General features: G+C 68.4%; 9 protein-coding genes. All 9 read left to right on the top strand.

The features are described 5' to 3' along the window. Positions 1-111 precede the first annotated feature (111 nt). The 9 genes from RMCN_RS18775 to RMCN_RS18735 all read left to right on the top strand — a co-directional run bounded on the left by RMCN_RS18775 (position 112) and on the right by RMCN_RS18735 (position 12,376). Positions 112-528 (top strand): BlaI/MecI/CopY family transcriptional regulator, encoded by a 417-nt coding sequence (locus RMCN_RS18775; RefSeq protein WP_064415230.1) that lies wholly within the window; start codon positions 112-114, stop codon positions 526-528. A gap of 14 nt (positions 529-542) precedes the next feature. Continuing rightward, a complete protein-coding gene (locus RMCN_RS18770) occupies positions 543-1,484 on the top strand; it encodes a M56 family metallopeptidase (protein WP_064415231.1) in 942 nt (313 codons plus the stop codon). Positions 1,485-1,540: 56 nt separating this feature from the next. Continuing rightward, positions 1,541-3,004, top strand: coding sequence for an NADP-dependent phosphogluconate dehydrogenase (gene gndA / locus RMCN_RS18765; RefSeq protein ID WP_067392348.1), 1,464 nt, complete (start codon positions 1,541-1,543; stop codon positions 3,002-3,004). An 87-nt stretch (positions 3,005-3,091) separates the two neighbouring features. After that, the gene (locus RMCN_RS18760) at positions 3,092-4,528 is read left to right on the top strand and encodes a GuaB1 family IMP dehydrogenase-related protein (RefSeq protein WP_067392347.1); all 1,437 of its coding nucleotides are present in this window, start codon (positions 3,092-3,094) and stop codon (positions 4,526-4,528) included. A gap of 196 nt (positions 4,529-4,724) precedes the next feature. Next, positions 4,725-6,095: a hemolysin family protein gene (locus tag RMCN_RS18755; RefSeq protein ID WP_064415234.1), complete on the top strand. Its 1,371-nt coding sequence runs from the start codon at positions 4,725-4,727 to the stop codon at positions 6,093-6,095. Beyond that, positions 6,088-7,140: a hemolysin family protein gene (locus RMCN_RS18750; RefSeq protein ID WP_064415235.1), complete on the top strand. Its 1,053-nt coding sequence runs from the start codon at positions 6,088-6,090 to the stop codon at positions 7,138-7,140. The genes RMCN_RS18755 and RMCN_RS18750 overlap by 8 nt, the downstream gene beginning before the upstream one ends. Then, positions 7,133-8,029, top strand: coding sequence for a 3-methyladenine DNA glycosylase (locus tag RMCN_RS18745; RefSeq protein WP_084377573.1), 897 nt, complete (start codon positions 7,133-7,135; stop codon positions 8,027-8,029). The genes RMCN_RS18750 and RMCN_RS18745 overlap by 8 nt, the downstream gene beginning before the upstream one ends. A 65-nt stretch (positions 8,030-8,094) precedes the next feature. Next, a complete protein-coding gene (locus tag RMCN_RS18740; protein ID WP_064415250.1) occupies positions 8,095-10,302 on the top strand; it encodes a malate synthase G in 2,208 nt (735 codons plus the stop codon). Between the two features lie 37 nt (positions 10,303-10,339). Further along, positions 10,340-12,376: a substrate-binding domain-containing protein gene (locus tag RMCN_RS18735; RefSeq protein WP_067392346.1), complete on the top strand. Its 2,037-nt coding sequence runs from the start codon at positions 10,340-10,342 to the stop codon at positions 12,374-12,376. Positions 12,377-12,576: the final 200 nt, after the last annotated feature.

The following is a 12,576-nucleotide window of genomic DNA, read 5'->3' as shown; positions in this document are numbered from 1 at the left end:
GGAGGCAGGCCCGAGCCGGCGACGATGCCGGCTTGTCCACCAGGCGAAATACGACGCACCGTAGTAAGGCGTAGTACGCTGGATCGATAGCTCTAGGGAGATGAACGGACCATGGCGAAGTTGACGCGTTTAGGGGAACTTGAGCGCGCGGTGATGGATCACCTGTGGTCTTCGCGCGAACCCCAAACCGTGCGCCAAGTTCACGAGGCGCTCTCCGCCCAACGCGACTTGGCGTACACCACGATCATGACCGTGCTGCAGCGGCTGGCCAAGAAGAACCTCGTCGTGCAGCACCGCGATGACCGCGCCCACCGCTATGCACCCACCCACGGTCGCGATGAACTCGTCGCGGGCCTGATGGTCGACGCGCTCGACCAGGCCGCCGACTCGGGCAGCCGGGAAGCCGCGCTGGTGCATTTCGTCGAGCGGGTCGGCGCAGACGAAGCCGCGGCGTTGCGGCGTGCACTGACCGAACTGGAAGGCAAGGTTCGCGTAGCGCCGCCCGCTGGTAATTCGGGTACCGGCTGAGAGAGACTGACAGCGTGTCCGCGCTGGCCTTCACCGTCTTGGCGCTGGTCCTGTCGGGACCGGTGCCCGCCCTCCTGGCGCGCGCGTCGTGGCCGTTCCGCGCACCGCGAGCGGCCATCGTGCTGTGGCAGGCGATCGCGCTGGCCGCCGTTCTGTCGGCCTTCTCGGCCGGCATCGCCATCGCCAGCAGGCTTTTCGCGCCGGGTCCCGACGGTCGGCCGACCGCCACCATCACCAGTGAGATCGCCGTCCTGGGCTGGCCGGTGTGGATCGCCTACGTGGTGGTCTTCGCGCTGACGCTGGTGATCGGTGCGCGTCTGATCGTGGCGGTGCTGCAGGTGGCCATCGCGACACGGCGCCGTCGCGCCCACCACCGCATGGTCGTCGACCTGGTGGGCAAGTCGCAGAAATGGGCCCACGCCCACGCCGGTGGCGGACTTCGCATCCTGAACGTGGACCAGCCGCTCGCGTACTGCCTGCCGGGTGTGCGCAGCCGCGTCGTGGTCAGCGAGGGCGCGCTGACGACGTTGGCGGACAACGAGATCGCCGCGATCCTCACTCACGAACGCGCGCACCTGCGCGCCCGGCACGATCTCGTGCTGGAGATGTTCACCGCGGTGAATGCCGCGTTCCCGCGCTTCGTCCGAAGCGGAAGCGCCCTGCACGCGGTGAGGCTGCTGGTCGAGATGCTGGCCGACGACGCGGCGGTCCGCATCGCCGGTCCCACTCCCCTGGCCCGCGCACTCGTCGCGTGCGCGGCCGGCCGGACGCCATCGGGTGCGCTGGCCGCGGGCGGCCCGACCACCGTGCTGCGGGTGCGCCGGCTCGGGGGCCGGCCCAACAGCCTGGCGCTGGCCGCAGGCGCGTACGCGGCCGCGGCGGCGGTGCTCGTGGTGCCGACCGTCGCGGTGGTGCTGCCGTGGCTGACCGAACTGCAGCGGCTGTTCAGCGCCTAAGCGACAAGCCGCGCGAATGAGGCGTTCACACAACAAAACAACGAAAGGCTGCCCGTATGAGCTCTGACGCTTCCGCATCCACCACCGGTACCGCTCAGATCGGGGTGACCGGGCTTGCCGTCATGGGATCGAACATCGCCCGCAACTTCGCCCGGCACGGGTACACCGTCGCGCTGCACAACCGCTCGATCGCCAAGACCGACGCGCTGCTGCAACAGCACGGCTCCGAGGGAAAGTTCGTGCGCAGCGAGACCATCGCCGAATTCCTCGACGCGCTCGAGAAGCCGCGCCGTGTGCTGATCATGGTCAAGGCCGGCGACCCCACCGACGCGGTGATCAACGAACTCGCCGACGCGATGGAGGAAGGCGACATCATCATCGACGGCGGCAACGCGCTCTACACCGACACGATCCGCCGCGAGAAGGCGATGCGCGAACGCGGCCTGCACTTCGTGGGCGCCGGCATCTCGGGCGGCGAGGAGGGCGCGCTCAACGGTCCGTCGATCATGCCCGGCGGCCCGGCCGAGTCCTACAAATCGCTGGGCCCGCTGCTCGAGGAGGTCTCGGCGCACGTCGACGGCGTCCCGTGCTGCACCCACATCGGTCCCGACGGCGCGGGCCACTTCGTGAAGATGGTGCACAACGGCATCGAATACTCCGATATGCAGTTGATCGGCGAGGCCTACCAACTGCTGCGCGACGGGCTCGGCAAGTCGGCGGGCGAGATCGCCGACGTCTTCGACGAATGGAACTCCGGCGACCTGGACAGCTTCCTGGTCGAGATCACCGCGAAGGTGTTGCGCCAGACCGACGCCAAGACCGGTAAACCGCTCGTCGACGTCATCCTCGACGAGGCCGAGCAGAAGGGCACCGGACGCTGGACGGTGAAATCGGCGCTCGATCTCGGCGTCCCGGTGACCGGTATCGCCGAGGCCGTGTTCGCCCGCGCCCTGTCCGGATCGGTGACCCAGCGCAAGGCCACGACCGGCCTGGCCTCCGGCGACCTCGGTGAAAAGCCCAGCGACGCCCAGAAATTCACGGAGGACGTCCGCCAGGCGCTGTACGCGTCGAAAATCATCGCCTACGCGCAGGGGTTCAACCAGATCCAGGCCGGCAGCGCCGAGTACAACTGGAACATCACACCCGGCGACCTGGCCACGATCTGGCGCGGCGGCTGCATCATCCGGGCCAAGTTCCTCAACCGCATCAAGGACGCGTTCGACGAGAACCCCGACCTGCCGACGCTGATCGTCGCGCCGTACTTCCGCAGCGCGATCGAGGCGGCGATCGACAGCTGGCGCCGCGTCGTCGTCACGGCCACCGAACTGGGCATCCCGATTCCCGGCTTCTCCTCGGCGCTGTCCTACTACGACGGATTGCGCCAGGAGCGCCTGCCGGCCGCGCTCACCCAGGGCCTGCGTGACTATTTCGGTGCGCACACCTACGGGCGCATCGACACCGACCCCGCCGAACGGTTCCACACGCTGTGGAGCGGGGACCTCAGCGAAGTCGAGGCCTGAGCCCTCGTCGAGACTGCGCACAGATCGCGGTATCGGGCTCAATCGCGATCTCTGTGCGGTCTCGGCGACAACTAGACTTGAGCCGACATGCGATTTCTCGACGGGCACAAACCCGCATATGACCTGACCTACAACGACGTCTTCGTCGTCCCCGGACGCTCCGATGTGCAATCACGGATGGACGTCGATCTGTCGACCGCCGACGGCTCGGGCACCACGATCCCGGTCGTGGTCGCGAACATGACCGCCGTCGCCGGCCGCCGGATGGCCGAGACCGTGGCCCGCCGCGGCGGCATCGTCGTGCTGCCGCAGGATCTGCCGATCTCCGCGGTGCAACAGACCGTCGACTTCGTCAAGAGCCGCGATCTGGTCGTCGACACCCCCGTGGTGCTCTCCCCCGACGACTCGGTGTCGGATGCGACCGCCCTGATCCACAAACGCGCCCATGGCGCCGCGGTCGTCGTCTTCGAGGGCCGGCCGATCGGCCTGGTGACCGAGGCGAACTGCGAGGGCGTCGACCGGTTCACCCGGGTGCGGGACGTCGCGGTCTCGGACTTCGTCACCGCGCCGGTGGGCACCGAGCCCCGCAAGGTGTTCGACCTGCTCGAGCACGCGCCGGTCGACGTGGCGGTGCTCACCGAGAGCGACGGAACGCTGGCGGGCGTGCTGACGCGGACCGGCGCGGTCCGGGCGGGCATCTACACACCCGCGGTCGACGACCGGGGCCGGCTGCGGATCGCGGCCGCGGTGGGGATCAACGGCGATGTCGGCGCCAAGGCCCGCAGCCTGGCCGAGGTCGGTGTGGACCTGCTGGTGATCGACACCGCCCACGGACACCAGGTGAAGATGCTCGACGCGATCGAGGCGGTCTCCTCGTTGGACCTCGGGCTGCCGCTGGCCGCGGGCAACGTGGTCTCCGCCGACGGCACCAGGGACCTGCTCAGCGCAGGCGCGTCGATCGTGAAGGTCGGGGTCGGACCGGGCGCGATGTGCACCACCCGCATGATGACCGGCGTTGGGCGGCCCCAGTTCTCCGCGGTTGTCGAATGTGCCGCCGCGGCAAGGCAATTGGGCGCTCATGTGTGGGCGGACGGCGGTATCCGGCATCCGCGGGATGTCGCACTGGCATTGGCCGCGGGCGCGTCCAACGTGATGATCGGCTCCTGGTTCGCGGGCACCTACGAGTCCCCCGGCGACCTGATGCGCGATCGCGACAACCGGCCGTTCAAGGAGAGCTACGGGATGGCGTCCAAACGCGCTGTGGCCGCACGCACCGCCGGTGACGGGTCGTTCGACCGGGCCCGCAAGGCGCTGTTCGAAGAGGGCATCTCGACGTCGCGGATGGGTCTGGATCCGTCCCGCGGAGGCGTCGAGGACCTGCTCGACCACATCACCTCCGGGGTGCGCAGCACCTGCACCTACGTCGGTGCCGCGAATCTGACCGAACTGCACGAGAAGGTGGTGCTCGGCGTGCAGTCGGCCGCGGGCTTCGCCGAGGGGCATCCGCTGCCCACGGGCTGGTGATCCCTCCCTCGCAAGATCACCCGTTACCATGGGTTTCCTTCAGTCCTCTACGCGAAAGGGATCCCGTGCCGCAGGCACCCGTCGAGGCCCGGGTTACGGAGGGGGCCTACCGGACCGAGCGGCCCGAGCCCCCCGACGCCGAGCCTTCCTCTAGACGGCCGGACAACAGGTCCGGCACCTGCGCGGGGACACCCCGATGAGCGTCGCTTCGACGTTGCTGTCTCTGCTCGCAATCGTGTTGCTGACGGCGGGGACCGCGGTGTTCGTCGCCGCCGAGTTCTCGCTGACCGCACTCGAGCGCATCACCGTGGACGGCAACGCACGCAGCGGCCACCGGCGCGACAAGATGGTTCAGCGGGCGCACCGGACGCTGTCGTTCCAGCTGTCCGGCGCCCAGGTGGGCATCTCGATCACCACGCTGGCGACCGGTTACCTGGCCGAACCCGTCGTCGCGCGGTTGATCCACCCCGGCCTGGACGCGATCGGGATTCCCCCGGGCTACACCGGCGGGCTGGCGCTGGTTCTGGCGATCGCGATCGCCACCTCGATCTCGATGGTGTTCGGCGAGCTGGTGCCCAAGAACCTCGCCGTCGCGCGGCCAGTGCCGACGGCGCGCTGGTCGGCCGGACCGCAACTGCTGTTCTCCGCGCTGTTCACCCCGCTGATCCGGCTGACCAACGGGACCGCCAACATGATCCTGCGCCGCCTCGGCATCGAGCCCGCCGAGGAGCTGCGCTCGGCACGGTCCCCGCAGGAACTGGTGTCGCTGGTGCGCAGTTCGGCCCGCAGCGGCGCACTGGACCCCGTCACCGCGGTGTTGGTCGACCGGTCGCTGCGGTTCGGGGACCGTTCCGCCGAGGAGCTCATGACACCCCGGCAGAAGATCGAGGCCCTCGACGCCGATGCGACGGTCGCCGACCTGGTCACCGCCGCGATCAGGACGGGATACTCACGGTTCCCCATCATCCGCGGAGACCTCGACGAGACGATCGGAATCGCGCACGTCAAGCAGGTGTTCGAGGTGCCGATCGACGAACGCGCGACCACCCGCCTGGCCACGCTGGCGCTGCCGGTCGCCAAGGTGCCCTCGACTCTGGACGGCGACACCGTGATGACCCAGATCCGCGCCAACGGCCTGCAGACCGCGCTGGTGGTCGACGAATACGGCGGGACCGCGGGCATGGTCACCGTGGAGGACCTGATCGAGGAGATCGTCGGCGACGTCCGCGACGAGCACGACGACGAGGCGCCCGACGTGGTGCCCGCGGGCCGTGGCTGGCAGATATCGGGCCTACTGCGCATCGACGAGGTTGCGAGCGCCACGGCGTTCCGCGCACCCGAGGGCGACTACGAGACGATCGGCGGCCTGGTCCTCGAAAAGCTCGGGCACATCCCCGACGAGGGGGAATCGGTCGAGCTCGAAGCGTTCGACCCCGACGGTCCGCTGGAGAACCCGAACCGCTGGCTGGCCACCGTGCTGCGGATGGACGGGCGCCGCATCGACCTGCTCGAGTTGACCGAACTGGGCCGCAGCGGCGAGGCCGACGGGAGAAGCGCCGATGGGTGACCTCTTCGGTGTGCTGCTGACGGTGCTGCTGCTGGCCGTCAACGCCTTCTTCGTCGCGTCGGAGTTCGCATTGATCTCCGCGCGGCGCGACCGGCTGGAGGCGTTGGCCGAACAGGGCAAGAAGAGCGCCGTCACCGTTATCCGCGCCGGTGAACATCTGTCGCTGATGCTCGCGGGCGCTCAGCTGGGCATCACGATCTGCTCGATCCTGCTCGGTCGCGTCGGCGAACCCGCCGTCGCGCATCTGTTGGAGAAGCCGTTCGACGCCGTGGGCGTGCCCGATGCGGTGCTGCACTCGGTGTCCTTCGTCGTCGCACTGGCCATCGTGGTCGTCCTGCACGTGTTGCTCGGCGAGATGGTGCCCAAGAACATCGCGATCGCCGGCCCGGAGTCGGCGGCCATGCTGCTGATACCGACCTATCTGGTGTGGATCCGCATGGCCCGGCCCCTGATCGCGTTCTACAACTGGTGCGCCAACGTCGTCCTGCGGATGTTCCGGGTGGAGCCCAAGGATGAACTCGACGTCACCGTGTCGACGGTGGAGCTGTCGGAGATGATCGCCGAATCGCTGTCCGAGGGCCTGCTCGATCCCGAGGAACACAGCAGGCTCACCCGCGCCCTGCAGATCCGCGACCGCGCGGTCAAGGACGTCGCATTCCCGCTGCGCGACATCAGAACGGTGTCCGTGGCCCGCGAAGGGGCGGGGCCGACGGTGGGTGCCGTCGAAGACGCGCTGGCCGAGACGGGTTACTCACGCTTCCCCATCACCGACGCGTCCGGAACCTACCTGGGGTATCTGCACATCAAGGACGTGCTGGCGTTCGTCAACGACCCCGACGCCGTGCTGGACCTCTCGATGGTGCGCCCACTGCCGGTGGTGCCGGCGTCGCTGCCGTTGCCCGACGCGTTGTCGCGGCTGCGGCGCACCAACAGCCACCTGGCGCTGGTGACTGCACCCGACGGCAGCGTCGAGGCGATGGTGGCGCTCGAGGACCTCGTCGAAGACCTGGTGGGCACCGTGCGCGACGGGACCCACCGTGTCTGACGTCGCCGTGCGCACAGTGATCGTGCTCGGCGAGTCGGATTGGAGCGCCCGTGAGCGGGCGCATCAGCGCCGCGTCGACGCGTTCTGCGCACCGCATCGTCGCCGGGCCCGGTGTGGTGAGAAGCACCCGGTCTGGGACTTCCTGTTCACCTATTACAGCCTTCGGCCCGGCAGGCTGCGGGTGTGGCACCCCGGCTTCGGGGTCGCCTTGGCCGGCGGCGGCGCGCGGCGCTTCCTGGGCCGAACGGGGTACGCCGCTGACTCCGACGGTGTGGTGGTCAGCCGCGAGTACCTGACTGCGCGCGTCGACACCGTGCGGTTCGTCGGCCGCCTGTTGCGGGCGACAGCGGCGCGCCCGGCCCGGCTGAACTGTTTCGGGCTGCACGAGTGGGCGATGGTCTACCGGTCGCCCACGGTGCGCCACGACCGGGTGCCGCTACGGCTCGGCGCCGCCGGCACCGACGCGGTCGTCGAGTCGATGCCTTTGCGCTGCAGTCACTTCGACGCGTTCCGGTTTTTCACCGAGCCCGCCGTCGCGCGTAACGCCGAACAGCTGACCCGGCAGAACCAGGTCGCCACGGAACAACCCGGCTGTTTGCACGCCGCGATGGATCTGTACAAGTGGTCTTTCAAGCTCGGCCCGCTCGTCGAATCCGAGTTCGTGATGGACTGCCTCGAGCTGGCCGCCGAAGCCCGCGAACTCGACATGCGCGCCAGCCCCTATGATCTCCGCGAATACGGATTCGAGCCGATCGCGATCGAGACACCGGCCGGTCGTGCCGAATACGTGCGGATCCAGCAGACCATCGCGGAGCGGGCGGCGCCGCTGCGGGCCGCCCTCGCCGATCAGTGCGAACGGCTTCTGACCGCGGTTCTCCGGGACGGCTGACCAGCCGGTTGCGGAAAAGCCGGGTTACCGCTGGGTAAGCTGGGACGACAGTTCTAGGAGGAATGATGACCGATCGCGTGACGGTGGGGAACCTGCGCGTGGCCCGGGTGCTGTACGACTTCATCAACAACGAGGCGTTGCCCGGCACTGACATCGACCCCGACACCTTTTGGTCCGGCGTGGACAAGGTCGTCGCCGATCTGACGCCCAAGAACGAAGAACTGCTGGCCAGGCGCGACGACCTGCAGGCCCGCATCGACAAGTGGCACCGGCAGCGGGTCATCGAGCCGCTCGACCACGACGCGTACAAGGCCTTCCTCACCGAGATCGGGTACCTGCTCCCCGAGCCCGACGACTTCACGATCACGACCGCCGGCGTCGACGACGAGATCACCACGACCGCCGGACCTCAGCTGGTGGTGCCGATCCTCAACGCCCGCTTCGCGCTGAACGCCGCGAACGCCCGCTGGGGTTCGCTCTACGACGCGCTCTACGGCACCGACGTGATCTCCGAGGACGACGGCGCCGAGAAGGGCGGCAGCTACAACAAGGTTCGTGGCGACAAGGTCATCGCCTACGCCCGTCGATTCCTCGACGGCGCCGCACCGTTGGCGTCCGGCTCCTGGAGTGAGGCGACCGGTCTGCGAATCGACGACCGTCAGCTCCTCGTCGACCTCGGCGACGGCAACTCGGTCGGGCTGGCCGCGCCCGAGCAGTTCGTCGGTTACACCGGAGAGCTCGGCTCGCCGCAGTGGTCGGTGCTGTTGCGCAACAACGGATTACACGTCGAAATCCTCGTCGACCCGCAGTCGCCCGTCGGTTCGACCGACGCGGCGGGCATCAAGGACGTCGTCCTGGAATCCGCGGTCACCACGATCATGGACTTCGAGGACTCGGTCGCTGCCGTCGACGCCGACGACAAGGTGCTCGGGTACCGGAACTGGCTTGGCCTCAACCGCGGTGACCTCACCGAAGAGGTGACCAAGGGCGGTGAGACCTTCACCCGCAAGCTCAACGAGGACCGCACCTACACCACCCCGGACGGCGAAGGCGAGCTGACCCTGCCCGGCCGCAGCCTGTTGTTCGTGCGCAACGTCGGTCACCTGATGACCAACGACGCAATCGTGCGGACAGACGGCAACGGCGAAGAGGTCGAAGTGTTCGAGGGCATCCAGGATGCGCTGTTCACCAGCCTCATCGCGATCCACGGCCTCAAGTCGGGCGACGGCAACGGCCCGTTGGTCAACAGCCGCACCGGCTCGGTGTACATCGTCAAGCCCAAGATGCACGGCCCCGACGAGGTGGCCTACACGGTCGAGTTGTTCAGCCGCGTCGAGGATGTGCTCGGGCTGCCGGCCAACACCCTCAAGGTCGGCATCATGGACGAGGAGCGCCGCACCACCGTCAACCTGAAGGCCTGCATCAAGGCCGCCGCCGACCGGGTGGTGTTCATCAACACCGGTTTCCTCGACCGCACCGGCGACGAGATCCACACCTCGATGGAAGCCGGCCCGATGATCCGCAAGGGCGCGATGAAGAGCACGCAGTGGATCCAGGCCTACGAAGACCAGAACGTCGACATCGGTCTGGCCACCGGTTTCTCCGGCAAGGCCCAGATCGGCAAGGGCATGTGGGCGATGACCGACCTGATGGCCGACATGGTCGAGCAGAAAATCGGCCAGCCCAAGGCCGGCGCCACCACCGCGTGGGTGCCGTCGCCGACCGCGGCGACGCTGCATGCCATGCACTACCACGAGGTCGACGTGTACGCGGTGCACAAGGACCTCGAAGGCCAGAAGCGCACCAGCGTCGAGCAGCTGCTGGCCGTTCCGCTGGCCAAGGAGCTCGCGTGGGCGCCCGAGGAGATCCGCGAAGAGGTCGACAACAACTGCCAGTCGATCCTCGGATACGTGGTGCGCTGGATCGATGCGGGTGTCGGCTGCTCGAAGGTGCCCGACATCCACAACGTTGCGCTGATGGAAGACCGTGCGACGCTGCGTATCTCGAGCCAGCTGCTGGCGAACTGGCTGCGCCACGGCGTCATCACACCCGACGACGTGGTGGCCAGCCTCAAGCGCATGGCCGCGATCGTCGACAAGCAGAACGAGCAGGATCCCGAATTCAAGCCGATGGCAACGGATCCGGACCACAACATCGCGTTCCAGGCCGCGCAGGAGTTGATCCTCTCGGGCGCCGAACAGCCGAACGGCTACACCGAGCCGATCCTGCACCGCCGCCGCCGCGAATACAAGGCCGCACACGGCGGTGCGTGATCCGGTGACCGGTCGGCGTCGCAAGTAGAGGGCGGAAGTGGGCAGGCACAGTAAACCGGATCCCGAAGATTCGGCAGGCGGCGATTTCGGCGACCGTCACGACGAGTCGCAGACCGAACGCTTCGCCTACCTCGGCGACCGTCCGGAACCGGGGCCCGGACCTCATGACGCGGGCTACGGCTCCGAGTACGGCGATGTCGACCGTCGCGACTATGCGGATGGCCCCGAAGACCCGCGCTACTCGGATCACGAGCCCGACTACGCGGATCACGGAAGCGGTGGGTCGACTCCCCCGCCGCGCTCGGGTCCGCAGCACAGCGGCGAGTGGGAGGGCGGCGAGTGGACCGGTAGCCATCGAGCGGTGACCCCGGGCAGACGCGGCGTCAGCGTCGGCGTCATCGCGGCCCTGGTCGCGGTCGTGGTGCTCGTCGGCGCGGTCATCCTGTGGCGGTTCTTCGGTGACGCGTTGTCCGACCGCACCGATCAAGCGGCCGCGCGGTGCGTCGACGGTGAGCTGTCGGTCGCGGTGGTGGCCGACCCGAACATCGCCGAACCGATCCAGTCGCTGGCCAACCGGTACAACGAGACCGCCGCCCCGGTGGCCGACAAATGCGTGAAGATCGGCGTCAAACCCGCCGAATCCGATCAGGTGGTCAACGGCTTCATCGAGTCCTGGCCCCAGGAGTTGGGTGATCGCCCCGCGCTGTGGGTTCCGGGCAGCTCGGTGTCGGCGGCCCGGCTCGAGGCCTCGTCGGGAGCGCAAACCATCATCGACAGCCGGTCGCTGGCCACGTCACCGGTGATGCTGGCCGTTCGACCAGAGTTGAAGAACGCTCTGGCACAACAGAGCTGGTCGACCCTGCCGGCTTTGCAGAGCAATCCCTCGTCGTTGGACGGGCTGAATCTGCCCGGTTGGGGCTCGTTGCGGCTGGTGCTGCCGCTGAGCGGCGACAGCGATGCGTCGTACCTGGCCGCGGAGGCGATCGCGGCCGCGTCGGTACCGGCCGGCGCGCCGGCCAGTGACGGCACCCGCGCGGTGAACACGGTGGTGGCGGGTCAACCCCAGCTGGCGGACAAGAAGACCTCTACCGCGTTCGACGCGCTGGTCAACGCGTCCGATCCGGCGGCGGCCCCCGTGCATGCCGTCGCGATCACCGAACAGCAGCTGTATCAGCGCAGCACCGGTCTGCAGAATGCGGCGGGTGTGGTCTCGGGATGGCTGCCGCCCGGCCCCGCGCCGGTGGCCGATTACCCGACCGTGTTGGTGTCGGGCGATTGGCTGTCGCAGGAGCAGAAGAGCGCCGCCAGCGAATTCGCCCGGTTCATGCGCAAGCCCGAACAACTCGCGGAACTGGCCAAGGCCGGTTTCCGCACCCCGGAGGGGACGTTGCCCGACAGCGACGTCGTGGACATCGGGCCGGTGCCTGCTCCGCTGTCGGTGGGCGACGAGCAGACACGCGCGCTGCTGGCCGACGCGTTGACCGCCCCGGCGGCCAACCCGGCGGTGACGATCATGCTCGACCAGTCGATGCCCACCGACGAAGGCGGACGAAGCCGGCTGCAGAACGTCGTTGCCGCGCTCAACGCCCGTTTGCAGGCGTTACCGGCCTCGTCGGCGGTGGGGCTGTGGACGTTCGACGGCACCGCGGGCCGGTCGGAGGTGAGCACCGGACCGCTGAGCGATCAGGTCGACGGCCAGCCCCGGTCGGCGGCGTTGACGGCGGCGCTGGACGAACAGTCCGCCTCCGGCGGGGGCGCGGTCTCGTTCACCACGCTGCGGCTGGTCTACACCGAAGCGATGGCGAATTTCCGTGAGGGGCAGCAGAATTCGGTACTCGTGATCACCACCGGGCCGCACACCGACCAGACCCTCAACGGAGAAGGGTTGCAGCAGTACATCCGCGGCGCGTTCGACGAGGCCAGGCCGGTGGCCGTCAATGTCATCGACTTCGGTCCGGACTCCGATCGTGCGACGTGGGAGGCGGTGGCCGAGATCAGCGGCGGCAGCTACCAGAACCTCGCCAGCTCCGACTCCCCCGAGCTGACGGCCGCGATCGCGAACTTCCTCGGTTAGCGGTTCGAGCCGACTCAGCCTGCCGCGCTATCCGCCGAACGTGGGTTACCGGCACGCTTTTCGACTCCGAAGTCAAGTGGTGAGTGCAACATCGGGGTTCATGCTGCTTGGGTGATCAGTGCGTTGAGGCGGTCGGCGGGGGTGTCGAGGTTCAGGGTGGGTCGGGGCCGAGTGTTGAGGGTGTCTTGGATGCGTTGCAG

The organism is Mycolicibacterium novocastrense (assembly GCF_001570485.1).
In the GTDB taxonomy this organism is placed as follows: domain Bacteria; phylum Actinomycetota; class Actinomycetes; order Mycobacteriales; family Mycobacteriaceae; genus Mycobacterium; species Mycobacterium novocastrense.
The sequence above is the reverse complement of the archived record's forward strand: the minus strand, read 5'-3'. Positions and strand labels throughout refer to the sequence as shown.